The 25,603-nt window shown below is 56.1% G+C and carries 24 protein-coding genes and 1 pseudogene; 21 read left to right on the top strand and 4 right to left on the bottom strand.

Going from position 1 to position 25,603, the window contains the following annotated elements; all coding sequences use genetic code 11:
- Positions 1–51 precede the first annotated feature (51 nt).
- From FIU93_RS20060 to FIU93_RS20010, 11 genes are all read left to right on the top strand, one after another.
- Positions 52–1,131, top strand: a complete 1,080-nt coding sequence (locus tag FIU93_RS20060; RefSeq protein WP_209010178.1) for a D-alanyl-D-alanine carboxypeptidase family protein — start codon at positions 52–54, stop codon at positions 1,129–1,131.
- A 74-nt stretch (positions 1,132–1,205) separates the two neighbouring features.
- Positions 1,206–1,892, top strand: a complete 687-nt coding sequence (tmk, locus tag FIU93_RS20055; protein WP_152506528.1) for a dTMP kinase — start codon at positions 1,206–1,208, stop codon at positions 1,890–1,892.
- Positions 1,892–2,953: a DNA polymerase III subunit delta' gene (locus FIU93_RS20050; protein ID WP_152506527.1), complete on the top strand. Its 1,062-nt coding sequence runs from the start codon at positions 1,892–1,894 to the stop codon at positions 2,951–2,953. The genes tmk and FIU93_RS20050 overlap by 1 nt, the downstream gene beginning before the upstream one ends.
- Before the next feature lie 145 nt (positions 2,954–3,098).
- Positions 3,099–3,905, top strand: coding sequence for a TatD family hydrolase (locus FIU93_RS20045; RefSeq protein ID WP_152506526.1), 807 nt, complete (start codon positions 3,099–3,101; stop codon positions 3,903–3,905).
- Positions 3,902–4,744, top strand: coding sequence for an MBL fold metallo-hydrolase (locus tag FIU93_RS20040; RefSeq protein ID WP_152506525.1), 843 nt, complete (start codon positions 3,902–3,904; stop codon positions 4,742–4,744). The genes FIU93_RS20045 and FIU93_RS20040 overlap by 4 nt, the downstream gene beginning before the upstream one ends.
- Positions 4,734–5,255 carry a regulatory protein RecX gene (locus FIU93_RS20035; protein WP_152506524.1) on the top strand — a complete coding sequence of 174 codons (522 nt, stop codon included), beginning with the start codon at positions 4,734–4,736 and terminating at the stop codon, positions 5,253–5,255. Before FIU93_RS20040 ends, FIU93_RS20035 begins: the two co-directional genes overlap by 11 nt.
- Positions 5,256–5,483: 228 nt before the next feature.
- A complete protein-coding gene (locus tag FIU93_RS20030) occupies positions 5,484–6,479 on the top strand; it encodes an IS30 family transposase (RefSeq protein ID WP_077294751.1) in 996 nt (331 codons plus the stop codon).
- 182 nt (positions 6,480–6,661) lie between these two features.
- A complete protein-coding gene (locus tag FIU93_RS20025; protein ID WP_152506523.1) occupies positions 6,662–8,089 on the top strand; it encodes an ISNCY family transposase in 1,428 nt (475 codons plus the stop codon).
- A 65-nt stretch (positions 8,090–8,154) separates the two neighbouring features.
- Positions 8,155–8,469, top strand: a complete 315-nt coding sequence (locus tag FIU93_RS20020; protein WP_152506522.1) for a hypothetical protein — start codon at positions 8,155–8,157, stop codon at positions 8,467–8,469.
- Positions 8,470–8,855: 386 nt separating this feature from the next.
- The gene (locus FIU93_RS31900; protein WP_152506521.1) at positions 8,856–9,002 is read left to right on the top strand and encodes a hypothetical protein; all 147 of its coding nucleotides are present in this window, start codon (positions 8,856–8,858) and stop codon (positions 9,000–9,002) included.
- 194 nt (positions 9,003–9,196) lie between these two features.
- Positions 9,197–9,517 carry a hypothetical protein gene (locus tag FIU93_RS20010; protein ID WP_152506520.1) on the top strand — a complete coding sequence of 107 codons (321 nt, stop codon included), beginning with the start codon at positions 9,197–9,199 and terminating at the stop codon, positions 9,515–9,517.
- A gap of 277 nt (positions 9,518–9,794) precedes the next feature.
- Here the strand turns inward: FIU93_RS20010 and FIU93_RS31895 are convergent.
- Positions 9,795–10,649, bottom strand: a pseudogene (locus FIU93_RS31895) (aminoglycoside phosphotransferase family protein).
- 328 nt (positions 10,650–10,977) lie between these two features.
- On the opposite strand from FIU93_RS31895, the gene FIU93_RS20000 reads away from it, so the two are divergent.
- On the top strand, positions 10,978–11,472 hold the full coding sequence (locus FIU93_RS20000) for a GNAT family N-acetyltransferase (protein ID WP_055654346.1): 495 nt from the start codon (positions 10,978–10,980) through the stop codon (positions 11,470–11,472).
- A gap of 236 nt (positions 11,473–11,708) precedes the next feature.
- Positions 11,709–12,785, top strand: a complete 1,077-nt coding sequence (locus tag FIU93_RS19995) for a D-alanine--D-alanine ligase family protein (RefSeq protein WP_152506519.1) — start codon at positions 11,709–11,711, stop codon at positions 12,783–12,785.
- Between the two features lie 10 nt (positions 12,786–12,795).
- Here the strand turns inward: FIU93_RS19995 and FIU93_RS19990 are convergent, their stop codons facing one another.
- The 3 genes from FIU93_RS19990 to FIU93_RS19980 all read right to left on the bottom strand — a co-directional run bounded on the left by FIU93_RS19990 (position 12,796) and on the right by FIU93_RS19980 (position 16,054).
- Positions 12,796–14,766, bottom strand: a complete 1,971-nt coding sequence (locus tag FIU93_RS19990) for a PAS domain S-box protein (RefSeq protein WP_173017361.1) — start codon at positions 14,764–14,766, stop codon at positions 12,796–12,798.
- A gap of 149 nt (positions 14,767–14,915) precedes the next feature.
- Entirely contained in the window at positions 14,916–15,377 is a 462-nt protein-coding gene (gene arfB / locus FIU93_RS19985; protein WP_152506518.1) for an alternative ribosome rescue aminoacyl-tRNA hydrolase ArfB, read from the bottom strand.
- On the bottom strand, positions 15,374–16,054 hold the full coding sequence (locus FIU93_RS19980) for a TetR family transcriptional regulator C-terminal domain-containing protein (RefSeq protein ID WP_062488726.1): 681 nt from the start codon (positions 16,052–16,054) through the stop codon (positions 15,374–15,376). The genes arfB and FIU93_RS19980 overlap by 4 nt, the downstream gene beginning before the upstream one ends.
- A 478-nt stretch (positions 16,055–16,532) precedes the next feature.
- Between FIU93_RS19980 and FIU93_RS19975 the strand changes: the two genes are divergently transcribed.
- The 8 genes from FIU93_RS19975 to mazG all read left to right on the top strand — a co-directional run bounded on the left by FIU93_RS19975 (position 16,533) and on the right by mazG (position 25,572).
- A complete protein-coding gene (locus FIU93_RS19975; protein ID WP_022998597.1) occupies positions 16,533–17,861 on the top strand; it encodes an aspartate aminotransferase family protein in 1,329 nt (442 codons plus the stop codon).
- A 46-nt stretch (positions 17,862–17,907) separates the two neighbouring features.
- On the top strand, positions 17,908–19,164 hold the full coding sequence (locus FIU93_RS19970; RefSeq protein ID WP_152506517.1) for a Zn-dependent hydrolase: 1,257 nt from the start codon (positions 17,908–17,910) through the stop codon (positions 19,162–19,164).
- 100 nt (positions 19,165–19,264) lie between these two features.
- Positions 19,265–20,035 carry an endo alpha-1,4 polygalactosaminidase gene (locus tag FIU93_RS19965; protein ID WP_152506516.1) on the top strand — a complete coding sequence of 257 codons (771 nt, stop codon included), beginning with the start codon at positions 19,265–19,267 and terminating at the stop codon, positions 20,033–20,035.
- A 69-nt stretch (positions 20,036–20,104) separates the two neighbouring features.
- On the top strand, positions 20,105–21,562 hold the full coding sequence (gene hydA, locus FIU93_RS19960) for a dihydropyrimidinase (protein ID WP_152506515.1): 1,458 nt from the start codon (positions 20,105–20,107) through the stop codon (positions 21,560–21,562).
- A 120-nt stretch (positions 21,563–21,682) separates the two neighbouring features.
- On the top strand, positions 21,683–22,489 hold the full coding sequence (locus FIU93_RS19955) for an ABC transporter ATP-binding protein (protein WP_152507646.1): 807 nt from the start codon (positions 21,683–21,685) through the stop codon (positions 22,487–22,489).
- A gap of 152 nt (positions 22,490–22,641) precedes the next feature.
- Positions 22,642–23,532 carry an ABC transporter permease gene (locus FIU93_RS19950; RefSeq protein ID WP_173017444.1) on the top strand — a complete coding sequence of 297 codons (891 nt, stop codon included), beginning with the start codon at positions 22,642–22,644 and terminating at the stop codon, positions 23,530–23,532.
- On the top strand, positions 23,529–24,674 hold the full coding sequence (locus FIU93_RS19945; RefSeq protein WP_152506514.1) for an ABC transporter permease: 1,146 nt from the start codon (positions 23,529–23,531) through the stop codon (positions 24,672–24,674). Before FIU93_RS19950 ends, FIU93_RS19945 begins: the two co-directional genes overlap by 4 nt.
- A gap of 76 nt (positions 24,675–24,750) precedes the next feature.
- On the top strand, positions 24,751–25,572 hold the full coding sequence (gene mazG / locus FIU93_RS19940; protein ID WP_152506513.1) for a nucleoside triphosphate pyrophosphohydrolase: 822 nt from the start codon (positions 24,751–24,753) through the stop codon (positions 25,570–25,572).
- Positions 25,573–25,603: the final 31 nt, after the last annotated feature.

Genomic DNA, 25,603 nt, shown 5'->3' with positions numbered 1-25,603 from the left:
TTTTTTGTCGTCTCTGCGTTCGCTCTCCCAGGGAATGCAGCCGAAACCATCGTGACGAAAGCTCCGATGGCTTTCCTCTATGAGCCCGGCTCCGGCACAATCCTTTTTGCCAAGGAACCTGACCAGCCGTTCGCTCCCGGCGCTCTCGCCAAGGTCATGACAGCGGCAACGGTTTTCAAGGCTGTGAAAGACGGCGATCTCTCGCTTGATCAGACTTGCAAGGTCAGCGAACACGCCTGGCGAACCGGCGGCGCTCCCTCGGGTCGTGGTGCCACAATGTTCGCCGCGATCAAATCCGATATCTCGGTTGAAGACTTGCTCAAGGGATTGCTGGTTCACAATGGCAACGATTCCGCCATCGTGCTTGCCGAATGCCTGGATGGGACCGAAGAAGCGTTTGCTGTGCGCATGAACGAATTCGCGCAATCCATCGGCATGAAGAACAGCCGCTTCGGCAACCCGACTGGCTATCCGGAGGTCCCAAGCCAGACCACTGTCCGTGATCAGGCAAGGCTTGCGGAGTACATTCTGGAGAGCCACGCGAATCTTTATCCGATGTTCGCTATCCCGGAATTCACCTGGAACAAGATTTTCCAGCGCAACAAGAACCCCTTGCTCGGTGAAATCCGCAACCTTGACGGCCTCGGCGGCGGCAATGATGCAGAATCAGGATATTCCGGCCTCGGTTCGGTGGACAGGAATGGGCGCAGAGTTATTGCTGCGGTTGCGGGTCTTTCGTCGGACAAACACCGCCTTCAGACACTCAAGGAGGTCATCGAAGGCGCCTGGGAGTATTTTTCCGTTCAGACGTTGTTCTCAGCGGGCGATGTTGTTGCGGACGGCCGGGTGTTTGGCGGTGTGACCAGCAGTGTTCCGCTGGTGTCCGAGAAAAGCGTTGACGTGCTGCTGCCGCGAGGTGGCACACTCGATTACAGGATACGCGTTATCTACAACGGACCGCTCCCCGCACCAGTGAACGCTGGAGAGCAGGTTGGCGAAATCCGGGTAATCGGCAAGGATGGGATCGTCTACCGCTCTCCATTGGTAACCGGTGGCGCTGTTGCGGAAGGCACCATGATCGGCAGGGCTCTGGACGGCCTGCAGGAGCTGCTGTTCGGCTGGATCGGGTAAACGGTGCACAAAGATTGCAATTGCTGCTAAAGCCGGTGACAAAGACCAACAAGAACTAGCGGAGCCGGGATAGGGTGCCAGGACATTTCATTACCTTTGAAGGTGGCGAGGGGGCCGGAAAATCGACCCAGATCGCCCGCCTGAAAACCTATCTTGAAGGTCTGGGGCTATCCGTTGTCGTTACCCGCGAACCAGGCGGCTCGCCAGGGGCTGAGAAGATCCGTGCAATGCTGTTGTCTGGCGGCGCAAAGGACCTTGGTCCTCGCGGCGAAGCAATGCTTTTCGCCGCGGCTCGCGCGGACCATGTGGATACCACCATCAAACCGGCGCTGGAGCGAGGCGACTGGGTTCTCTGCGACCGATACGCCGATTCGACCTGGGTTTATCAGGGCGAGGCGGGCGTCGATCGCGACTATTTGAAACTGCTGGAAACGGCCGCGGTTGCCGGAATCTATCCCGATCTGACGATCCTCATCGACGTTCCGGTAGAAGTCGGGCTTGGGCGTGTGGCGGAACGTTCTCGCACAGATGACAGCGGCGGCCCGGACAGGTTTGAAGGGGAAGAACTCAAGGTCCATCAGCGAAGACGTGAGCTTTTTCTCGAACTCGCCAGAAGCGAATCCTACCGATTTGCCGTGATCGACGGTGCCAAGGAGCCTGCCGAGGTCGAAACGGCCATTCGCAATGCCGTGCAGGAAACCTTTGCCGGCGACCTGAATGAAGGCGGCGTATCGGGCGTCACTGCTGAAGGGGCGCACTGATGGCCCGTGCCAATGCACCGATCGACATTCCTGAAGTTGATGCTCTTCCTGGCTATCCGCTGCCCCATGAGCGGGACATCCTGATCGGACACACCAAAACGGAACAGGCTCTTCTGGAGGCCTACAGGTCCGAGCGACTTCACCATGCCTGGATCCTGGGCGGTCCGAAGGGGATCGGCAAGGCAACGCTTGCCTTTCGTTTCGCGCGTTTCGTGATCGCAAATCCGGACAGATTCGGACAGCAGGTTGCCGCCGCGCGCGACCTTGCGGTTGCGCCCGACCATCCAGTGTCCCGACAGCTGAAGGCTGGCGGGCATCCGAACATTCTGCATTTGCGTCGACCCTGGGACGAGAAATCCAAACGGTTCAAAGCCGACTTGCCGGTAGATGAGGTGCGCAGAACCGTTTCCTTCTTCGGTACCACAGCATCCGCCAAGGCCTGGCGGATCTGCATTGTCGATGCTGCGGACGACATGAACATCAGTTCCGCCAACGCGCTCCTGAAGATCCTTGAAGAACCACCGCAACGATGCCTGTTCCTGGTGCTGAGCCATGCACCAGGCCGGCTGCTGCCGACAATCCGGTCCAGATGCCGGCGCCTCGATCTGGATCCCTTAAGCGAGCAGGAGGTTGGTCAGGGCCTGCAGGACCTGTCTGGCGGATCGGTTGCCTCGGCGGATGACCTTCGTGAACTCGCTCAGACAGCCGACGGCAGCTTGCGATCTGCCATCACTTTGCTTTCAGGAGATGGTCTTGCAATAGCAAAGGGCGTTCGTCAGCTCGCCGACCGTCCGGAACAGCTCGATCTTGCCGCTGCGCATGCATTGGCGGACCTGGTGGCCGCACGCGGCCAATCCGACAATTGGGAGAGCTTTCAGCACATCGTTCAGATCTGGCTGCATGACCGTATGCGCCGAGATCTTGGCAAGGGTGTGCGTGACGCACACGGGATCGTCGAGATCTGGGAAAAAATGAACAAGGCGATCCGGGATGCTGACGCGCTCAATCTCGACAAGAAACAGGTCGTGCTGGATTTTTTCTTCGCTTTGCGGGCAGCCTGACCCGTAAAGGCCCACCAGGCGGGCAACACAGATTGGAAATCGTCACGAGCGAGAGTTCGTGACTTGGGCAAGCCCCGATTCTCTTGTTAAAAGGCGGCAGTACCACCTATATGCGCCATACCGATCAAACTCATTTGGATCCTCAATGCTTGTCGACAGCCACTGCCATCTCGATTTCCCGGATTTTGACGGTGAACGTGCCGAACTGATCGCGCGGGCCAAGGCGGCCGGCGTGGAACTGATGGTCACCATCTGCACCCACATCCGCAAGTTTAACCAGGTTCTGGCAATCGCCGAGGAATATCCGGAAGTCTATTGTTCGGTTGGCACCCATCCGCACAACGCCGGCACGGAGCGCGGCATTCCAGCCGATGAAATCGTGCAATTGGCGAACCACTCCAAGGTGGTCGCCATCGGCGAGGCCGGTCTCGATTACTTCTATGACAAGGCCCCACGCGATGCACAGGCGGAAGGCCTTCGCATCCACATAGAAGCCGCACGGCGCACCGGCTTGCCACTGGTCATTCATTCACGCGACGCGGATGACGATATGGCAGCCATCTTGCGCGAAGAAATGGGGAAGGGGGCCTTCCCGGCCCTGCTGCATTGCTTTTCGTCCGGCCGAGACCTTGCACTGACCGGAATAGAGCTTGGCCTTTATGTGTCCTTTTCCGGAATTTTGACTTTCAAGCGCTCGGAAGAGATCCGTGACATTGCCCGTGAATTGCCGGCTGACCGGTTGTTGGTGGAAACCGACGCCCCATATCTCGCACCGCAGCCGAGACGCGGCAAACGCAACGAACCAGCCTATACAGCGATGACTGCAGCGGTTCTGGCGGAAACCAGGGGCGTTTCGGAAGAAGAGATAGCTCGGCAGACCACAGAGAATTTCTTCAGGCTCTTCAGCAAGGTGCCTCGTCAGAACCTGCAGACAAAAGCGATTTCTTCATGACCTTGACGCTGACCATTCTAGGATGCGGCTCTTCCGGAGGCGTGCCGCGTGTCGGCAATGATTGGGGCGATTGCGATCCCGGTGAACCGAAGAACCGCCGCAGCCGCTGTGCGCTTCTTGTGGAAAAGCGTGTGGATAACGAGTGCACAACCGTGTTGATAGACAGCGGACCCGACATCAGGTCGCAATTGCTGGCTGCCAACGTCAAGCACCTGGACGCGGTTGTCTATACACATTCGCATGCCGATCATCTGCACGGTATCGACGATTTGCGGGCCTTTTGGGTGCAATCCGGCAAAAGAGTTCCCGTCTATATGGACGAAGCGACAAGCGCGAGGGCACTCACAGCATTCAGCTACTGCTTTGAAACACCGGCAGGCTCCAACTATCCGCCAATTCTGGAACGCCGTGATCTTCGTCCGGATACACCAGTCACCATTGAGGGAAACGGCGGTCCGATCACCTTCGAACCTTTCGAGGTTGTCCACGGAGAGATCAATGCACTTGGATTTCGCATTGGTGACACAGCCTACATTCCCGATGTCTCGGACATTACGGAGAACAGCCTCAACCAATTGAAACACCTGGATCTTCTGATCCTGGATTGCTTGCGCCGTAGACCACATCCAAGCCATTTCTGTCTGGCGGATGCGCTGTGCTGGACTTCCAGAATTGCTCCCAAACGCACCATTTTCACCAATCTCCACAATGACTTGGACTACAAAGTCCTGTCATCGGAACTGCCTGAAACCATAGAACCTGCCTATGATGGTATGCTCCTGTCCGTTGAAGACACAGGCACAGGCAAAGAAAGCGCTCTAACCACCGATGGCTGGTAAGCCACGCTACAAACAACCGACGGAAGATCGGCTGATCAAGTCTGCGCTTCATTACCTGGAACGCTATGCGACATCGGCCGCCAATCTTCGCAAGGTTCTTGAACGCAAGGTTTTGAAAGCCTGCATGAGCCTGGAACTCGATCCGGCCGACTATGCCGACCTGATTGATGCGGTCGTTGAAAAGTGCGTTCAGACAGGTCTCGTCAACGACAAGACCTACGCGGAAACCAAAACTGCCGGGCTGCGGCGCCGCGGTGGCTCAACGCGAAAAATCGAAGCTCAGTTGGCTGCCAAAGGCGTTGACAGAGAAACGATACACACGGTGCTGGCACAAGACGAACGCAGCGACGAGGAAGCCGCTCGGATCTTCGCAAGACGCAGGCGGCTTGGTCCATACAGAACCACACGAACGCGAGATGACCGGCGCGACAAGGATCTGGCTGCAATGTGCCGGGCGGGCTTTTCCTTTGAAATCGCTCGCAAGGTGATCGACGCGGACGACAGCGATTGATCTTTACGACAGCACGACTGACGGGCGGAATGACGCTCCGCAACACAAACTGACAGGTAACGCCAACCGGATCCGACACTAAGGCATTGGCAAAGCATGGCAAACACGCTCAGCTATAAATGTTCCATAATATTGATTATGCGAATTAGTCATATAGCAGGGTGCGCGCTATTCCCAAGTGCGACTTCTGTTTGAAACCAATAGGTTATCAAACAGGAGGATTGTGTCATGGGATCAAAATACAGCCACCTGACGCTGGAGGAGCGCCGCAAGATTGAACGCTGGCGCCAGGCGAAAGTGTCACCTTGCCGAATGGCGAAGATCCTTGGGCGGCACCGATCAACGATTTTTCGAGAATTGAAACGCAACCATTTTCAAGATGAACAGTTGCCGGACATCGTCGGCTATTTTGCTGTGGCGGCCCACCAGGAATGCGCCACGCGTCGGTCACGAAAACGAAAACTGATCAAGCATTCGGATCTGCGTCATCTTGTGACCGATCGCATCAAGGATGGCTGGACGCCGGAACAGATTGCCGGACGCATGAGATACGAAGGCGCCTCCCACCGGGTCTGCCAGGAAACGATCTACCGTTATATCTATTCGAAGGAAGGCCTTGCCCAGGAGCTGTGGTGGTACTTGCCGACACATCGAAAGTCTCGAAAGCCCAGACGAGCGAGAAAGCGCCTGCCACCCAAATTCCATCGTGACGTCAGCATCTTGTTCCGGCCAGATGCCGTGGCACATCGGCAGGAGTTCGGGCACTGGGAAGGTGATTTAATGCTGTTCAAACAGCACTTTGGTTCTGGCAACGTTACGTCCCTGGTGGAACGCGTCACCCGGTTCACCTTGCTTTTAAAGAATGACAACAGAAGAACACATTTGGTGCTTGGCAAGGTCATCGATGCGATCCGCCACCTGCCAATCCGTTCCCGAAAATCCATCACGTTCGATCGAGGAACCGAGTTTGTGGCCTGGCCGCATCTTCAAGCGGAAATCGGTACACAAACCTGGTTCTGTGATCCATCTGCCCCCTGGCAGAAAGGCACCGTGGAAAACACCAACCGACGTGCCCGACGATGGCTTCCCCGCAAACTCAATATGAGCCGGGTCACCGATCTTGAGTTGAAAGGGATCTGTGACCGGCTCAATGCGACGCCCCGGAAATGCCTTGGTTGGAAGACGCCGGCCGAAGTCTTCAGGGAGAAGATGCTGGCGCAATGAGTGAACGCCCCCTACCCTTGCAATCCGCAGAAGTCGCACTTCAAGTATCGCTCACAAGCCATTTAGTAATGCGACACTTGGGCCAGTTAGAGATGTGACACTTCCCGTCCGTCTGACGCTGGTCAATATCAACGTTGGAAGGAAGACTGGCTTCCGCACGCCTAAGCGCTGACGGAGCTGCAATGTCTTTGATCACCATGTCGCAACATGAACTGAACCGGCTGGAAGCCATCCAGAAGATCCGCGATCGAAGATTGAGTGTCGTTGACGCTGCCAGGCTTCTGAGCCTCAGCCGGAGCCAGGTCCATCGGCTCTTGCAGGCTTACGAGCGTGACGGTGCCGCTGGTCTTGTTTCCGGCAAGCGTGGCCGTCCCAGCAACCGCCGTCACAGCGACGAGTTTCGCAATGCCGTCCTCGACCTGGTGCGCGAGCGTTATCACGACTTCGGTCCAACCCTGGCCCGTGAGAAGCTGCTTGAGCTTCATCAGATTGCCGTCGGCAAAGAGACCTTGCGCCAATGGATGACGGAAGCTGGTATTTGGACATCGCGGCGCGAACGCAAGCAGCGGATCTTTCAGCCGCGCGGCCGGCGCGATTGCCTCGGTGAACTCGTCCAGATCGATGGTTCGCATCACTGGTGGCTCGAGAACCGCGGCCCCAAATGTGCCTTGCTTGTCTACATCGACGACGCGACCGGCAAGCTGCTACATCTGCGTTTTGCGTTATCCGAGAACACCTTCGACTACCTCCTGGCAACTAAGGCCTATCTGGAACAATGGGGAAAGCCGCTTGCATTCTACAGCGACAAACACGGGGTTTTCCGGACCACACATGCGTCCGAGATGGACCGGACCAGCGGGCTAACGCAATTTGGCCGCGCTCTTTACGAGCTCAACATCGACATCATCTGCGCCAACACCCCGCAAGCCAAAGGCCGGGTCGAGCGCGCCAACAGAACTCTTCAGGACCGGCTGGTGAAGGAATTGCGTTTGCGCGGTATCTGCACGCTTGAAGAGGCCAACGCATTCGCCCCGGAATTCATCGCGGATTTCAACGGTCGTTTTGGCAGGGAACCGCGCAATCCGAAGGACATGCATCGACCACTGGCCGATCATGAGAATCTGGATGGGGCCATGTGCCGGAAAGAAGTCCGCACGGTGTCACAGGCTCTGACGCTACGCTATGAGAAGGTGATTTTCATTCTGGATCCGACGGACTACGCCAAGACCCTGCCCCGCCAGAAGGTGATCGTCTGCGACTATCCCGATGGCCGGCTGGAGATCATGCATGAAGGCACAATTCTTCCCTATCGAGCCTTTGATACATTGCGCTCAGTTCATAGAAGCCCAGTGGTCGAGAACAAACGTCTGGACGATATTCTTTCGATTGTGGCTGAGATGCAGGACGGGCGCGAGCAACAACGGCGGAGGCAGCATGGTCCGAGCCGCCAAGGGCAAAAGGATCATATGTTCGGCATCCCGGATGGCAGCGTGAGCAACGGCTACCAGAAGCGCGGTCGCAAACCTGGTCGACGGACGGATTTCACGAATGATCCCGAGGTCAATGCTAAGAGGCAGAAGGCATTGGCGAGAATCGCTGCATGTGATTGATCGTTCGTTTAAAAGTAGATTTTTATTGCGTGTCTTCTATACCGATAGCAGTGAGGCTCGGTGCTATGATTGATATGTTTTCACCAAGTGCAGTAAAACGTGATCCTCCAGATATTGAGTTAGTCAAAGAAGTTACGCTGCAACAATTTTCGAATTGGCTAATGCGACATTTTGGAGCGCTGCCGCAACATCTTGTGGAGCCTATTCGTGATTTGACAACGCTTATGAGGGGACTTGCTCCGATTTATGAAGAACTGCGTGATGGCGACAGTTTATGGCTGTGTCGAAGCCGTGTAATTGGCCCGCTTCATGGACATGAAGGTATCGCTCTCGTTCGCGACAAACAGCCAGTAATCTACATTCGAATAATACAACGCTAAAGCACTCACCTAGCCTCAAAGGATAGCAGGACCTTATACGGGCTACCGTCTTAACGTTGCGACCACCCGCCCCCTCACCTCCCTTACAACCCGGCCCAGCCGGTCGGATCGGGGGCTGACCGCTTCACCAACCTTCAAAGTCTGACTGTCGCATTTCTATCGGGCTGAACCTGTCGCGTCCCTATTCGGCTTTGACAAGTCATGTAAACGTCGGACTAAAATGTCTCACATGTGCAATTCAAAAATGTCACGCTTCCCGCGTCCCTTTGAGTGTCTGGAACATGGACATGGGATAGATTTTGGTGAGTGAGCGAGATTTGAATCGGGTCGAGATCCAGGCGTAGGTCGAAGATGGCCACATTGGCGTCACGACTGCGGCCAACCTGATGAACATGTCGAGACTGCATGCCTATCGTCTGCGGGATCGTTTCCGCTCCAAAGGTCCAGGCGGGATCCGTCATCGTGCCAGAGGCCGCTGTCCCATGCGGCTATCGCGGAGAACAAACGTCTCCACGAAGTTCTGTCTTGGGTGAAGGAACAGCAGTATGCAAATCAGCCGCCGACAAAAGTCAAATCAAACAGCGAGAAAGACAGCTATAAGAAGCGCGGTCGGAACCCTCCAAGGCTACCGAGTGTGTTTGATGATCCAGACTATATTGCGATTCGAAGAAAAGATAGGCTGCGCATTGAAGTTGCAGAATAAATTACTGAATAAAGGTTATCGAATATGAAAATTGTACTGTCTGATGAACATCTTTTAATTCAATTTGCTGTTTGGATGTGTTTTTCAATATTCATTGTTGGTTTCGTATGTTTCTTTTTGGGTATTATTTCAATCATGCTAAAAATTCGAGCTTTGGAAGCTGACGATGAAAATACTCCCTCCTATTGGGAAAAAGCTGCTCGCCTAAACACACGATTTGGCGGCTTCTTCTTGCGGGAAGATTTCAGGAACCTGCGGCGCCTAATGCTCTTTTCCGCAAGCGCCTGCATTGCTGCGCTCGCCGCTCTATTACTTATTATCGGGTTCTTTGGAGAGCCAGTTTAAGCCGAGCTCGAAGGGAAACAAATCTCAAAACCGATCTGATGTGCAGCGCCTTCCTCACCGCAAGGCTTCCCTGCCTTGGGTCTACGGGCGGTCAGCCTTGCTCAAGCCCTGCCCTGTTGCACAGCCCTTTGTGACCGTTCGGTTCGGCACATATCGTGACCAATCTCTTTAGTCACAACAGGTGATGTGGATTGGGAGCCCTCCATCTTCCCAGCAACAAATGTCACCTATCGGGCTATCTCACCATCGCTCAAGCGCTGGACCTTGGCAATGTCAGCTAGTCGACGTCATTGCAGATAGCTAGCAGAGCTTTGGCTTGCGTTCCATCGGTGTCCGGGCTTGAAAGACCGGACATGCAAACCAGAGCTTTCCAGAGCGCCCATGCTCTGGCCCGTTGCCAGGTCTGATACGCATCTCGGAAAATCTTCCGGCTTTCGGGATCGAAATACGTCCAGGCCATAACGAAGTCACAGGCAGGATCACCGATACCGCACGTCCCGAAATCTATGAGAGCTTTGACGACGCTATTGGTGACGATGATGTTTCCGACCGCTACATCTCCGTGGAACCAGACAGGTCTGGCCGTCCAGGCTGACGTCATGCCGCGCTGCCAGACCTCAAGGCACCGCATTGCGTCCACCTTGCTGCCGAGGACGTTCAAACTCCTTTGAACTTCGTCGCCGTAAACGCTGGGATGGCAACCGCGATAGAATGAGTGCTTGCCTGCAATGAATCCGCCACCCGTATCGATCGCTCTCAAATCACACAGGGTTTTACCAAGCGAAACCGCGAATGTTTCCGGATTTACACCGTCAGCGCTTTCAAGTGTATCTCCCTCGACCTAACGCCTTATCGACCACGGTAGCGGAAATGTATCGCTTGGCAGGCCGACAGCGACGACACTCGGCACTTCAACGGACAGATGTTCACCCAAGACAGCCAGCGCATGCGTTTCTTTATTTACTGCTTCGGCATAGGATTCATTTCGTGGCAGACGCACGGAAAGAGCATCACCGAGCCTGAAGGTGGCGTTGTCCCAGCCCTGTTTGGAAACCGGTTCAATTGGTAGATGGTCAAGATGTGGAAACTGCTGGCGTATGAGAAGCGCAACTGTGTTTCGGTCGATTTCCATATTGTCCACGGTTGCTTTTCCATTCAAATCATACCATTAAATCTAATCAAATCAGCATCTTATGCCAGCCAAATGCCCCCCCGGAAAAGAAGTCGTTGCCGAGTGAACATGGCTTTTGCGGCGGTTCAAAACCTGCCTCAAACAATGCCTCTCATCTCCGGCAGATCACAGATCCGGATTGGACACCCCTTCCCGCACAAGTTCATAAGCTACTGTTATTACGAGGTTGTTCCCCGAAAAACACTGCACTTCTCGCAGCTAGTCTGAACCGCACACAGTATCGACGCGCCTGATGCCGGTGCTTATGTCTGTATGATATTGTTCTGATATGTCAGCAAGCGAACGTTACACTTTTCGAGAAGTGACCCCGGCAGATCTACCTCTCTTGGCGGAATGGCAGTTGCGACCGCATGTCCGCAAGTGGTGGGACACGGCCGAGCCCTTTACTGCGCAAAAACTCAAAGACACTCGGGTGAAGCGCTGGATTGTTGAGACAACCCAGCGCCCCTTCGCCTACTTGCAGGACTACAGCGTTCACGGCTGGGAAGATCACCACTTTTTCTCGCTACCCAAGGGATCTCGGGGCATCGATCAGTACATCGGCGAAGCAGACATGACAGGCAAAGGGCACGGCCCTGCGTTTATCGCGCAGCACCTGAAGGCACTGTTCGAGGCCGGCGTCCCGGTCGTTGCGACCGATCCCCACCCGGACAACACTCGTGCCATTTCAGCGTATAAGAAAGCGGGTTTTGAAGTGTTTGGTAGCTCCCAGGCGACACAATGGGGCTTGATACTCCCCATGAAGGTCAGTTCATCAAGTTAAGGCGCCCGTTCGGTTTTTCCAGGCAGCATGGTGTTTCTAGATGCCATCCCTGCCCCCTCTCCTTCGTCCTGGCAAAACGGTGCCATTTGCTAACAACACTGTCTTATCGTGCGCCCAAACCCCGTCTCAGTGAATTGGACCCGAGTACGCCGCCAACCAGACTTTGCGTAGCCACAATATCACGCTATCGCTGATGCGGCATTTGATTTGCATATTCGATTCTATTGGAGATCTTTTTGGCCCATCTTCCTCAAAAACTGCGTGTAGCCATCCTGTTTGGCGGGCGATCTGCGGAACACGAAGTCTCGGTCCTTTCCGCCACAAATGTCATGAACGCACTCGATCCCTCCAAGTACGACGCGGTTCCGGTCTACGTCACCCGTGAAGGACAATGGCTGTTGAGCAATTTTGAGAATGGACATCTGGCACGGCCGACAACTGGCATTGAAATCTGTCCGGTTCCAGGTGGCCGTGGCCGAGTGATTGCACTGGATGAAAACGGGTTGCCTCGTGACTTTGCCAAGCTTGACGCGGTCTTTCCCGTGCTTCATGGCCTCCATGGCGAAGATGGTGCGGTACAGGGACTTGCTGAAGTGGCCCGGGTTCCGCTCGTTGGATGCGGTATCGCAGGGTCTGCAAATGCACTCGACAAGGATCTTGCAAAACGGCTTCTCATCGAGGCCGGCCTCCCCACGGCCAAATCACTCACAATTCGGCCGGACGATGTGCCGGACTTCGAACTCCTGAAGCACGAACTCGGTTTGCCCGTATTCATCAAACCTGCCCGCCAGGGTTCCTCTGTCGGTGTCAGCAAGGTTCAGACGGCAGACGGCTTTGAGGCCGCCTTGAAGGAAGGTTTCAAGCACGACAACAAGCTTCTTGCCGAAGAGTTCGTTCTTGGCCGCGAAATCGAATTCGCGGTTCTGGAGGAAAGCGACGGCACGCTGTTCGTCTCCAGGCCGGGCGAAATCGTTCCCGCCGAAAGCCATGGCTTTTACACCTATGACGCAAAATATGTCGACGAAGACGGCGCGGCCTTGAAGGTACCTGCAGATTTGCCACACGATGTCGAAGGCCGGATGCAGGATCTGGCGGCAAAGGCGTTCAGGTCCCTGGGATGCGACGGCATGGCCCGCGTCGATTTTTTTGTGACGCAGGAAATGAATATCCTGCTGAACGAACTAAACACCATCCCCGGCTTTACGAATATCAGCATGTATTCCAAAGCGATGGCTGCAAGTGGCGTCAGCTATCCGGAGATCATCGATCGTCTGATCACCCACGGCATTACCCGGGCAGAACGGGATATTTGAAACTTGGCCGTCATGCGCTCAACGCAAGAACGTTCTTCACGAATTCTATGCCGATGTTGTCACCATCCCTGCGCACAAGGCGGCAACTTCTTTCAGCCTTTCCATCGTTGAAATGGAGAGTGAACTGGCTCGGAACATTTCCGGCATTTTTCAGATGAAGCCGTGCTCCGGTTTCTGAAATATCCCTCACCGAACACTGCAGGCTCTCATTTTCGCCAAACCTGATTTCGGCATGTTGATGCACGCGGGTTCGTTCGCTTTTCCGGCGGTTTTCCATGCCGACGACCCAATTGTCCAGATTGCTGCAGACGGACGCAACATTTTCGGATGCGAGCATCAACTTGCTGCTAATCTCGTCCGTGGCAGCGCATTGTTGTTCTGCTGCAGTTGATGTTCCCTGAACCAGTTCCTGCACTTCGGTGATTGACGACTGGATGGCCTTCAGCGCTTCATCTACAGCTCCCGCAACGGTCTGCATCTCCTCGATCTCGGCGAAAATGCGCGTAGTTGCCTGAGATGTCTGGCTCGCGAGATCCTTGACCTCGTTCGCCACAACAGCAAAGCCCCGTCCCGCCTCGCCTGCGCGTGCGGCCTCTATCGTTGCGTTGAGAGACAAAAGGTTGATCTGATCCGCAACTTTTGAAATCAACTGAACGACATCGTCCATGGAAGCCGCAGCGTTGCGGAGAGTTTCGGTGGATCTTCCGGCTGCTTCGGAGCGGGTTTGCATGTCATCGACTGCCCGCTGCGCCTCGTCCATTCCACGCGACACATCTTGTGCAGAGCCGGTAATTTCCCTGGCAGAAGCAACTGTCTGCTCAACAGTTCCAAGTGTCTCCTCGGCGGCCGCAATGGCTGTCTGTCGTGACTTCATGTTCTGCGTAACGTCGGTGGCAAACTTGGTAATCTTGATGAGCCTACCGGACGCGTCGAAGATCGGATTGTAGGTCGCCTGCAGCCAGATAGGATTGCCACTGTTGCCGTAACGCTGATAGATGGCCGACGTATGTTTCCCGTCCCCCAGTGCCTTCCAGAACGAGGCATATTCCTTGCTCTGTGCGTAATCGGGGGAAACAAACATGCGGTGGTGTTTACCAACCACCTCAGCGGCAGAATACCCGGTCGTACGCAGGAAGTTCTCGTTCGCGTCGAGAATGATCCCTTCCCTGGTGAAGGAAATCATCGCCTGGCTACGGCTGATTGCTGCTATCTGACCTTCATATTCGGCGTTTCGAAGCTTTTCGGAGGTTACGTCGGTCGCAAATTTCACGACCTTGAACGGGTGTCCCGCAGCATCGAGGATCGGGTTATAGGAAGCCAGGATCCAGATATCCCTACCGTCCTTATGCCGGCGTCTGAACTCGCCGCTCTGGTAAGCCCCTTCTCCAAGCTTGCGCCAGAAAGCCTTGTATTCTGGCTTGTTCCGATCTTCCGGATCCAAAAACAGGCTGTGGTGCTTGCCCTTCACTTCCGAAAGTTCGTAACCGAGCGACTTCAGGAAATTCGGATTCGCATCGAGGATCGTGCCGTCCAGATCAAATTGAATAACGGCTTGCGATCGGTTGATCGCGTCTATCTGCCCCTGGGCTTCAAGCGCCTTTCGTTTCTTCTCGGTAATATCGGTTGCGATCTTGACGATCTTCCGAACGGTCCCCGACCTGGTGATGACCGGATTGTAGGTTGCCTGGATCCAGACTTCCTTGCCTCCCTTGGCAATCCGGGCAAATTCAGCGGACTGAAACTCTCCCTTCGACAAAGCCTTCCAAAGACGTTCATAATCGGACGACTTTGCATAGTCCGGATCGACGAACATCCTGTGATGTCGTCCCTTTATTTCATCCAACGAATACCCGAAGGTCCTGAGAAAATTCTCATTCGCTTCCAAAATTGTGCCATCGGGTTTGAATTGTATGATCGCTTGTGAACGACTAAACGCGTCGACGATTTCTCGGCAGTCACTTTGCGGCAATAACAACGTCATAAGAAATCGCCTTTAGGTAGGTGTTTTCCCGTATCACACTAGCGACATCTTCTTGAATCTTGTTTAACGTGAACTATAGGTAAATATATCTAGGGTTGCTGCGCACATGTACGGCACGGACCTGTAATCGACGCCATACTCTACGTCCCTTAACCGTCGTAACCACTTGAACGGCCGCGCATTTTCTTGATCTGACCACGTTGTTTCTTGGCGTCGAGACGACGCCTCTTGGATCCGAGGGTCGGTTTCGTGGCCTTGCGGGGTTTCGGCTTTTCCGTAGCCTTTCGAAGCAAGTCCAGCAAACGCTCCAACGCGTCTTCCCGATTCCGTTCGCGGGTCCGGAACCGATCCGCCTGCAAGACGATCTCGCCGCCCAGAGTCAGCCGACTGCCTGCAAGCCTCGCCGCTCGCGTCTTGACGTCTTCTGGAAGTGTTTCATTGCCGGCAAGGTCGAACCGAAGTTGAACTGCCGTGGAGACCTTGTTGACGTTCTGCCCGCCAGGCCCGGAGGCGCGAATGAAATCTTCTGTGAGATCATCCTTGAGGATGAACAGCCGTCCGGTCACTGCAATCTTTGAAGCAGCAAAGGGATCGTCCGTCTCGCCGCTCATACCGCCTGATCACTCTCGGCCGGCAACTTCAGGCCGACACCGTTCAAGATAAGCGACGTCACCGCAGCTTCCGTTTCGGCCTGGAAGGCCGCGTCGGAAAGGTCCTTCCCGGTCAACGCCTTGATCTGCACCGAAAAGTCCGCGTAATGCTGGGTGGTTGCCCAAATCGTGAAGATGAGATGGACAGGATCGACACTTCGCATCTTGCCTGCCGCGATCCAGTCTTCGATCACCTGACTTTTTTCGGCCACCAAACGCTTCAGATCCGTTTGCAGGATCGGCAATATCTGTGGCGCACCCTGCATCACTTCGTTGGCAAACAACTTTGAGGCTTCCGGAAACCTGGCAGACATTTCGATCTTCTGGCGAATATAGGCAGCCAGTTCCTGCGCCGGCTCCCCATCCGGATTGAGCGTTTTCAAAGGGGCAAGCCACACCTCCAGAATATGGGCGAGCGTCGCGTTATAGATCGCCTCCTTGGAGGAGAAGTAGTAGAGCAGGTTGGACTTCGACATTCCGGCATCCGCAGCGATCCGCTCAACTGTCGCGCCGGAAAATCCCTTCATGGAAAACTCGCCAAGCGCCGCTTCCAGAATCAGGGACCGGTTCTTTTCCTGGATCCGGCTCAGCCCGCCTGATTTAAAGGATGCCTGCGTCTGCTCGCCCAAATCCGCCATCTACCGTTCCGTCTTCTGCCGTGAAGGGTCGCAACCCTACACCCAAACCACACGGCATTTTTCCGGAAAAAACACCGATTTCACAACTGCCAAGTTCAGCACCGGAAGGAATGACCAGAAATTAGTCATGACGACCGGATTTGCATCTTGACCATTTGGTCAAATCCCTCCTAGGGTAAATTGACCAGATGGTCAGAAGGCTAGTCGATTGATCCGTCCCTCGCAATGGGGATGTCTTGAACAAACGGCAGCCATCGGCCAACTCGGGAATCCCGGCAACCCGGGGCGGCTGCAAGGCCAGACAGAGGATTTAGGCGAACGGGAAAGAGGCAAAAGCCCATCCGGAACGCCAGGGAACAGTGTGGGGAGAGGACCAGCGCAGTCGGCACTGCCGTTGACGCAGTGCGCGTGCTATTCCTTCCATCACAAATCAGCAACAGTCGGCCGCTTCAAGCACGAAGGGTCGCAAGGAGGACGTATGTCAGCATCGAGCCAGGCTGCCACCAACAATCTCGAAGCTTTCTGGATGCCGTTCACGGCCAATCGGCAATTCAAGCAGGCCCCACGCATGTTCGTGTCGGCCAAGGACATGCATTACACCACAGCCGACGGCCGCCAGGTTCTCGACGGCACGGCCGGCCTGTGGTGCTGCAACGCCGGTCACTCCCGTCCCAAGGTCGTTGAAGCGGTCCAGAAGCAGATTGCCGAGCTGGACTATGCACCCGCCTTCCAGATGGGCCATCCCAAGGCATTTGAACTTGCTGCGCGTCTCGCGGCCATGATGCCCTCCCCGCTGGACCATGTCTTTTTCACCAATTCCGGATCGGAAAGCGTGGACACCGCATTGAAGATTGCACTTGCCTACCAGCGCGCGATCGGACAGGGCACTCGCACCCGTTTGATTGGCCGTGAACGTGGCTACCACGGTGTCGGCTTTGGCGGCATATCGGTTGGCGGCATCGTCTCCAACCGCAAGACCTTCGGCACGATGCTGACCGGCGTCGACCACATGCGCCATACGCACGATCCCGAGCGCAATGCATTCTCCCGCGGCATGCCGGAAAACGGCGCTGAATATGCCGAAGAGCTGATCCGTATCATTCAGCTTCATGATCCCTCGACCATCGCAGCTGTCATCGTTGAACCGGTCGCCGGATCGACCGGCGTTCTGATCCCGCCCAAGGGATATCTGGAACGCCTGCGCGAAATCTGCTCTCAGCATGGCATTCTGCTGATTTTCGACGAAGTTATCACCGGTTTCGGTCGTCTGGGTTCACCGTTTGCGACTGACTTCTTCGGTGTAACGCCGGATCTTGTCACAACAGCGAAAGGCCTGACGTCCGGCGTCGTCCCGATGGGGGCGGTGTTCTGTACATCGGACATCTATCATACGTTCATGACCGGCCCGGAACACATGATTGAGCTGTTCCACGGTTATACCTATTCCGCGCATCCGCTCGCCTGCGCAGCCGCTCTTGCAACACTCGACACCTACGATGAAGAAGGCCTGCTGACACGTGCGGCTGACCTTGCTCAATATTGGGAAGACGGCCTGCATTCGCTCAAGGATTGCCCGAATGTCATCGACATTCGCAACCTCGGTCTGATTGGCGCAATCGAACTGACGCCAATTGCAGGGGAACCGACGAAACGAGCGTTCTCGGCGTTCCTGAAGGCCTACGACGACGGGCTGCTGATCCGCACGACTGGCGATATCATCGCCCTGTCCCCGCCGCTGATCATTTCGAAGGAACAGATCGACGAGTTGTTCGGCAAGCTGCGCAGCGTGCTGAACGCCATCGACTGATACCCGGCAAGACAAGAGACAAAGACACGTTTTAGGAGACACAAGCATGGCAGCCCCCGGCGAAAACCTGAGGATCAACGCAGAACGCCTCTGGGACAGTCTGATGGAGATGGCAAAGGTCGGTCCGGGTGTTGCCGGTGGCAACAATCGCCAGACCCTGACCGATGCCGATGCCGAGGGCCGCAAGCTGTTCCAGAAATGGTGCGAGGAAGCCGGCATGACCATGGCTGTCGACACCATGGGCAACATGTTCATGACCCGGCCGGGAACAGACTCGGACGCCCTGCCCGTCTATGTCGGCTCGCACCTCGATACACAGCCGACCGGCGGCAAGTATGACGGCGTTCTCGGCGTGCTTGGAGGACTGGAAGTCATCCGAACCATGAACGATCTCGGCATCAAGACCAAACACCCGATCGTGGTCACCAACTGGACCAACGAGGAAGGCACTCGCTTTGCACCGGCAATGCTTGCGTCAGGCGTCTTTGCTGGTGTTCATACACAGGACTGGGCCTATGACCGGGCCGACCACGAAGGCTTGAAGTTCGGCGATGAGTTGAAGCGCATCGGCTGGGTTGGTGATGAAGAAGTCGGTGCACGCAAGACCAAGATGCACGCAATGTTCGAACTCCACATCGAACAGGGTCCGATCCTGGAAGCCGAGGGCAAGGATATTGGTGTCGTGACCCACGGCCAGGGCCTTTCCTGGACGCAAGTGACGGTAACCGGCAAGGACAGCCACACGGGCTCCACGCCGATGCCCATGCGCAAGAACGCCGGCCTCGGCATGGCCCGTATTCTGGAACTGGTCGATGAAATCGCCTGGTCGCATGCTCCACATGCTGTGGGAGCTGCCGGCCACATCGAGGTTTTCCCGAATTCACGAAACGTGATCCCCGGCAAGGCTGTCTTCACGATCGATTTTCGCTCTCCGGATCTCGCCGTCATCAAGGATATGGAAGATCGCCTGAAGACAGGCGCCAAGAAGATCTGCGATGACATGGGACTGGACGTCGAATTTGAAAAAGTCGGCGGTTTCGACCCGGTAGAATTCGACAAGGGATGCGTCGATGCGGTTCGCAACGCTGCCGAGCGTCTCGGATATTCCCATCAAAACATCATTTCCGGCGCGGGTCACGATGCCTGCTGGCTCAACAAGGTCGCACCGACTGCGATGATCATGTGCCCCTGTGTCGATGGTCTGTCGCACAACGAGGCAGAAGAGATTTCCAAGGATTGGGCCAAAGCGGGTGCTGACGTCTTGTTCCACGCGGTGGTCGAGACTGCGGGGATCGTGGAATAGCACAAACATCGGCCAACCTGTCGCGTCAGCGACCGGATTGAACGAACACCTGGCTGCCCCGGACCTGAACCGAGGCCCGTTACAGGGAAATGAGAGGAACATGACTTTTAATGGAAAGGCATTGGCAATGGTCTGCGCCCAGTTTTGGGCCGCAGCACCTGCCTTTGCCTTTTCCGTTGGAGACAGCTGGGACTGGCAACTCACGGAGCCGGTCGATCTCGACAGGAATGTCAGGGTTCTGGATCTGCACCCAGACCTTGTGACGCCGGATGACCTGGCAGCTCTCAGGCAAAAAGGTGTCCGCACCATTTGCTATGTCAGCATCGGAACCCTGGAAAACACCTCCGAGGATTTCAACGCATTTCCGGACGACGTGCTCGGCAAAACCTATGAAGACTGGCCGGACGAGCGTTTTCTCGATATCCGCCGCCTCGATGTCCTGCTTCCCATCATGAAATCCCGTTTCGAGGCCTGCAGGAACGAGGGTTTCGACGCGATTGAACCTGACAACATGGACGTTCATGACAACGACAGCGGGTTTCCGATCACCGCGGACGACGTTGTTGCCTATGTCGCCAGACTGGCCACCATTGCCCATTCGCTCGATCTCGGCATCGGGCAGAAGAATGTGCCCGACCTGACTGCCGATCTGATCAACCACATGGACTTCCTGATCGCCGAAAGCTGTTTTCAGGACAAATGGTGCGACGACGTCAACGCCTATGTCCGGGCAGGCAAGCCGATCTTCGATGCAGAATACACGGACCGGCCGATAGACTTTCAAGAAGCCTGCGAATTCGCAGCGCAGCAGAACATTGCGATGATCCTGAAAGACCGGGATCTGACGTCACCGGTACAAACCTGTCCATGAGGCAGGCTGACGAAGGAAATTTCCGGTGCAACGCACCGGACGAGTGAACAAACGAGAAGGGGAACACAAATGGCCAGCAAAGTGATCAAGGGCGGTACGGTTGTAACTGCCGATCTTTCCTACGAAGCCGATGTGAAAATCGAAGGTGGCCGCATTGTCGAAATCGGCCCCAACCTGTCTGGTGACGAAACCCTGGATGCGACCGGCTGTTACATCATGCCGGGTGGCATCGATCCGCACACCCACCTCGAAATGCCGTTCATGGGCACATTCTCTTCAGACAACTTCGACAGCGGCACACGCGCCGCGTTGGCCGGTGGCACGACCATGGTCGTTGATTTCGCCCTGCCTTCGCCCGGCCAGTCGCTGCTGGAAGCCCTGCAGATGTGGGACAACAAGTCATCAATGGCCCATTGCGACTATTCCTTCCACATGGCGATCACCTGGTGGGGCGAACAGGTCTTCAACGACATGCAGACCGTCGTCCAGCAGAAGGGCATCAACACGTTCAAGCACTTCATGGCCTACAAGGGCGCCCTGATGGTGAATGACGACGAGATGTTCGCCTCGTTCTCACGCTGCGCCGAGCTTGGCGCCCTTCCTCTCGTGCACGCGGAAAACGGCGATGTCGTCGCCACCTTGCAGCAAAAGCTGCTGGCGGAAGGCAACAATGGCCCCGAAGCACATGCCTATTCCCGCCCGCCGGAAGTGGAAGGCGAGGCAACCAACCGCGCCATCATGATCGCGGATATGGCTGGTGTACCGGTCTATATCGTTCACACGTCTTCGGAACAGGCGCATGAGGCCATTCGCCGGGCTCGCCAGAACGGCATCCGTGCCTATGGCGAACCGCTCATCCAGCATCTGACGCTGGATGACAGCGAATACAAGCACGCCGACTGGGACCACGCCGCACGCCGGGTCATGTCGCCTCCGTTCCGCGACAAGAAACATCAGGACAGCCTCTGGGCAGGTCTCGCTTCCGGCTCCTTGCAGGTGGTTGCGACCGACCATTGCGCATTCTCCACCGAGCAGAAGCGCACCGGTGTCGGCGATTTCACCAAAATCCCGAACGGCACCGGTGGTCTTGAGGACCGGATGCCGATGTTGTGGACATATGGCGTGAATACAGGTCGCCTGACACCCAATGAATTCGTCGCGGTCACTTCAACCAATATTGCAAAGATCTTGAATATCTATCCGAAAAAAGGAGCAATTCTGGTTGGCGCAGATGCCGATCTTGTCGTCTGGGATCCCGAAAAATCGAAAACCATTTCCGCCTCCAGCCAACAGTCCGCCATCGACTACAACGTCTTCGAAGGCAAGGCCGTCAAAGGGCTGCCGCGCTACACACTCACCCGTGGCCGCGTTGCAGTGGAAGACGGGACCGTCAACCACAGCCAGGGTCATGGCGAATTTGTCGCCCGCAAACCGCATCAGGCCGTCAACAAGGCGCTAAGCACGTGGAAGGAACTGACGGCACCGCGTAAGGTGGAACGCACCGGCATTCCCGCCAGCGGCGTCTGATCCAATCCGGCCCCGCCTTTCAAACAGGCGGGGCCTTCAAGAAACGAACACGTCAATCCGGACCCGACTCGTGCCGCGAGGAACTTGATGACTGCACTTGCCAGCGCAAAGGACACCGAAATGGTGGAAAACAAACAAAGCGCCAGCCCGAACCGGGTGATCGATATCGAGAACCTCTCGCTAACATTCGAGACGAACGACGGCCCGGTTCACGCGCTTTCAGACATCGATCTGAAGATCGAAGAGGGAGACTTCGTTTCCTTCATCGGTCCGTCGGGTTGCGGCAAGACCACATTGCTCAGGGTTATCGCCGATCTTGAAAAGCCGACCGCGGGGTCCATCACGGTCAATGGTGTCTCTCCGGAACAAGCACGCCTCAATCGGGCCTATGGCTATGTCTTTCAGGCTGCCGCCCTTTATCCCTGGCGCACGATTGCCAAGAACGTGGCATTGCCTCTCGAAATCATGGGGCTTTCAAAGGCCGAGCAGCAACAGCGGATTTCCCGAAACATGGAGCTGGTGAACCTCACCGGCTTCGAAAAGAAGTATCCCTGGCAGCTTTCAGGCGGCATGCAGCAGCGCGCGTCGATCGCCCGCGCCCTCGCCGTTGAGCCGGATCTGCTCCTGATGGACGAACCCTTCGGTGCGCTCGACGAAATCGTCCGCGACCATCTCAACGAACAATTGCTGCAGCTTTGGGCCAAGACCAACAAGACCGTTGTCTTCGTAACCCACTCGATCCCGGAAGCGGTGTTCCTGTCGACCAAGATCGTCGTGCTGTGCCCGCGCCCGGGCCGTATCTACGACGTGATCGAAAGCGATCTGCCTCGCAACCGCAGTCTTGATATTCGCGAGACACCGGAGTTCCTGAAAATCGCCCACCGGGTGCGCGATGGACTGAAGGCAGGGCACTCCTATGAAGACTAAATCGCATCGACCCGCGACATTTCTGGATGTCGATCCTGCCGTGGAAATTCAGGCTCTTGGTGGTCTTGCGGCCAGGGTTTGGCAGCGCATTTCTGCGATTGCGGGAAAGGCGCGGATACATGACTGACGCCTCTCTTTCGCAGACCCATAGCATGAACCCATTTGCCGGCCTGATGTCTGGAACGGTCGGTCCGGTCACTGTCGTCGTCTTGGCGATCATAGCGCTCTGGTATGTCGCTGCAGTTGCACTCAACACCCCATTCCAGCAAGACATGTATGAGCGCGCCGGACAAAGTGATGTCGGGTTCTCTCAACTTGTCACCGATACGCTTTACCAGGAGCGCCCGGTCCTGCCTGCGCCGCACCAGGTGATTGTTGAAATCTGGGACACGACTGTAAACAAGAAGATCACGTCAAAACGGTCGCTGGTCTATCATACGGGCATCACACTCTCTTCGACGCTACTCGGGTTTCTGATCGGCACGACACTCGGCATTCTTCTGGCAATTGGCATCGTTCATTCGCGTGTTCTAGACAAATCATTGATGCCGTGGGTCATTTCCTCGCAGACCATTCCCATTCTGGCCATCGCGCCAATGATCATCGTCGTCCTGAACGCCGTTGGTATCTCCGGTTTGCTGCCCAAAGCCATGATCTCCACCTACCTGTCCTTCTTCCCGGTCACGGTCGGCATGGTGAAGGGACTGAGATCACCTGAAGTCATTCACATGGACCTGATGCACACCTATTCGGCGACACGCTTCCAGGCGTTCTGGAAACTGCGCCTGCCCTATGCAGTGCCCTACCTTTTCACATCGATGAAAATCGGCATGGCTGCCTCTCTCGTCGGAGCGATCGTCGGTGAACTGCCGACCGGTGCCGTGGCCGGTCTCGGCGCGCGTTTGCTTGCCGGCTCCTACTACGGCCAGACTGTCCAGATCTGGTCGGCACTTCTGATGGCCGCCTTTTTGGCCGGGTCCCTGGTTGCCCTGATAGGCATGATCGAGAAGCGCACGCTGAAACGCATGGGGATGGCCGGATGAGCACCATGACCGCAAAAAAGAGCCGCATCGATATGCCGGCACTGTTGGCCTGGTTCATCGTAGCCATGGTGGTCGTTGGCCTGTTCAGTCCGATCTTCGGACCGGACTACGGCATCATGGATGTACCACGTCTGGCCCTTTGCCTGGTCATCCTGGCAGTCGCCGGTGTACGCTACGAACTTGGCTTCATGCGCAACCCCTTTGGAGACGTTGTCCTCGGCATCATTACCGCCATTGCTGCCTGGCTGCTGATCTCAACCTCCTCGCACCACGTCGGGCAGGCCACGCTCGGTTTCTGGGCCCTGGTAGCAGCAACCTGGGCAGCGGCCTGGCTCTTCGTTGAGCGTCTCGCCACATGGCGCAACCTGTCGCCACTTGCAGCCCGGCTCATCAACCTCGCCATTCCGGCACTCTTTGGCATTACCCTTCTGGTACTTTGGCAAATCGTGGTCACTGGCGCGGGCGTTCCGAAGGTTCTGTTGCCAGCCCCTTCCGAAATCTGGGTTCGCCTGACCAATTCCGGACCAACGTTGTGGGCTGACTTTCGCCAGACTTTCCTGAAAGCCGTTCTGGCCGGTTACGCCATCGGTTGTGGTTCGGCGTTCATCACTGCCATTCTGGTGGACCGGGTGCCGTTCCTGCGCCGCGGGCTGCTGCCGATCGGCAATCTGGTATCTGCACTGCCGATCATCGGTGTCGCCCCCATCATGGTGATGTGGTTCGGCTTCGACTGGCCGTCCAAGGCAGCGGTCGTGATCATCATGACCTTCTTCCCGATGCTGGTGAACACGGTATCCGGCCTTGCCGCGTCTGATGCCATGCAACGCGACCTGATGCGCACCTACGCCTCCAACTACTGGCAGACGCTTTTCAAGCTGCGTCTGCCGATGGCCATGCCCTTCATCTTCAATGCGCTGAAGATCAATTCGACGCTCGCCCTGATCGGCGCGATTGTCGCTGAATTCTTCGGCACACCAATCGTCGGCATGGGTTTCCGTATCTCCACGGAAGTCGGCCGCATGAACGTTGACATGGTCTGGGCAGAAATCGCCGTTGCCGCCCTCGCCGGATCGCTGTTCTACGGCCTCGTCGCGCTCCTGGAACGCGCCGTCACCTTCTGGCATCCGTCCGTCAGGGGGTGATTTGCCTCTCCACTTGTCATCCCGGATATGCCAAAAGCATCATCCGGATGACAAGCAGACAGGATGTTTCCACTCCATGACTCCCAGCCGAGACATTTCCCGCCTTATCGAAATCATGGCAGCGCTCAGAACGCCTGTGACCGGTTGTCCCTGGGATCTGGAACAGACGTTCGCAACCATCGCGCCCTATACGCTGGAAGAGGCCTACGAAGTCGCGGACGCCATTGCCAAGAACGATCTGGTGGAACTGCGCGAGGAGCTCGGCGATCTGTTGCTTCAGGTCGTCTACCATGCACGCATGGCTGAAGAAGACGACCACTTCGACTTTGGCGATGTGGTCGAAGCAATCACCAAAAAACTGATCCGCAGGCACCCGCATGTTTTCGGTGACGAAAACGGAGAAAAACCTGAACTGGTCAAAGGTATCTGGGAACGGATCAAGGCTGAAGAGCGAACGGAAAAGCGAGCCGCCAGGGAAGCGCTCGGCATGGAAGAAGCGCAAAAGGGCTTTCTCGACGACGTCCCGACCGCCTTCCCGGCCCTTCAGGAAGCCGAAAAGCTGCAGCGACGGGCTTCAAGGGTTGGTTTTGACTGGAACGATGCCAGACTGGTTCTGGACAAGATCAGAGAAGAAACCCACGAACTCGACGAGGAACTCGCCAAATCCGCTCCGGACAAAGACCGGATCTCCGACGAACTCGGCGACACGTTGTTCGCGCTTGCAAACCTCGCCCGGCATCTGGACATCGATCCGGAAGAATCTCTCAGGCGCACAAACCGGAAATTCCGCAAGCGTTTTGCAGCCATCGAAGCTCACGCAGTGAAAACGGACACGACACTTGAAGCGATGACGCTGGATGAGATGGAAGCTGCCTGGCAGGCCGCGAAGAACAAATAGTTCCCCCTGCTCGGCTCGTTCCGGCTTTCTA

The sequence above is a fragment of the Labrenzia sp. THAF35 genome, assembly GCF_009363595.1.
GTDB lineage: Bacteria > Pseudomonadota > Alphaproteobacteria > Rhizobiales > Stappiaceae > Roseibium > Roseibium algicola.
The sequence above is the reverse complement of the archived record's forward strand: the minus strand, read 5'-3'. Positions and strand labels throughout refer to the sequence as shown.

What these genes read in the sequence shown, in the direction of transcription:
- FIU93_RS20050 (WP_152506527.1), top strand. Translation starts at nt 1,892, where the DNA reads ATGGCCCGTGCCAATGCACCGATCGACATTCCTGAAGTTGATGCTCTT.
- FIU93_RS19945 (WP_152506514.1), top strand. Translation starts at nt 23,529, where the DNA reads ATGAGCACCATGACCGCAAAAAAGAGCCGCATCGATATGCCGGCACTG.
- FIU93_RS19955 (WP_152507646.1), top strand. Translation starts at nt 21,683, where the DNA reads ATGGTGGAAAACAAACAAAGCGCCAGCCCGAACCGGGTGATCGATATC.
- FIU93_RS19970 (WP_152506517.1), top strand. Translation starts at nt 17,908, where the DNA reads ATGGCAGCCCCCGGCGAAAACCTGAGGATCAACGCAGAACGCCTCTGG.
- FIU93_RS20040 (WP_152506525.1), top strand. Translation starts at nt 3,902, where the DNA reads ATGACCTTGACGCTGACCATTCTAGGATGCGGCTCTTCCGGAGGCGTG.
- FIU93_RS19990 (WP_173017361.1), bottom strand. Translation starts at nt 14,766, where the DNA reads ATGACGTTGTTATTGCCGCAAAGTGACTGCCGAGAAATCGTCGACGCG.
- FIU93_RS20020 (WP_152506522.1), top strand. Translation starts at nt 8,155, where the DNA reads ATGATTGATATGTTTTCACCAAGTGCAGTAAAACGTGATCCTCCAGAT.
- FIU93_RS19965 (WP_152506516.1), top strand. Translation starts at nt 19,265, where the DNA reads ATGACTTTTAATGGAAAGGCATTGGCAATGGTCTGCGCCCAGTTTTGG.
- FIU93_RS20030 (WP_077294751.1), top strand. Translation starts at nt 5,484, where the DNA reads ATGGGATCAAAATACAGCCACCTGACGCTGGAGGAGCGCCGCAAGATT.
- FIU93_RS20025 (WP_152506523.1), top strand. Translation starts at nt 6,662, where the DNA reads ATGTCTTTGATCACCATGTCGCAACATGAACTGAACCGGCTGGAAGCC.
- hydA (WP_152506515.1), top strand. Translation starts at nt 20,105, where the DNA reads ATGGCCAGCAAAGTGATCAAGGGCGGTACGGTTGTAACTGCCGATCTT.
- FIU93_RS20000 (WP_055654346.1), top strand. Translation starts at nt 10,978, where the DNA reads ATGTCAGCAAGCGAACGTTACACTTTTCGAGAAGTGACCCCGGCAGAT.
- arfB (WP_152506518.1), bottom strand. Translation starts at nt 15,377, where the DNA reads ATGAGCGGCGAGACGGACGATCCCTTTGCTGCTTCAAAGATTGCAGTG.
- mazG (WP_152506513.1), top strand. Translation starts at nt 24,751, where the DNA reads ATGACTCCCAGCCGAGACATTTCCCGCCTTATCGAAATCATGGCAGCG.
- FIU93_RS19975 (WP_022998597.1), top strand. Translation starts at nt 16,533, where the DNA reads ATGTCAGCATCGAGCCAGGCTGCCACCAACAATCTCGAAGCTTTCTGG.
- FIU93_RS20010 (WP_152506520.1), top strand. Translation starts at nt 9,197, where the DNA reads ATGAAAATTGTACTGTCTGATGAACATCTTTTAATTCAATTTGCTGTT.
- FIU93_RS19980 (WP_062488726.1), bottom strand. Translation starts at nt 16,054, where the DNA reads ATGGCGGATTTGGGCGAGCAGACGCAGGCATCCTTTAAATCAGGCGGG.
- FIU93_RS31900 (WP_152506521.1), top strand. Translation starts at nt 8,856, where the DNA reads ATGAACATGTCGAGACTGCATGCCTATCGTCTGCGGGATCGTTTCCGC.
- FIU93_RS19950 (WP_173017444.1), top strand. Translation starts at nt 22,642, where the DNA reads ATGAACCCATTTGCCGGCCTGATGTCTGGAACGGTCGGTCCGGTCACT.
- FIU93_RS20045 (WP_152506526.1), top strand. Translation starts at nt 3,099, where the DNA reads ATGCTTGTCGACAGCCACTGCCATCTCGATTTCCCGGATTTTGACGGT.
- FIU93_RS20035 (WP_152506524.1), top strand. Translation starts at nt 4,734, where the DNA reads ATGGCTGGTAAGCCACGCTACAAACAACCGACGGAAGATCGGCTGATC.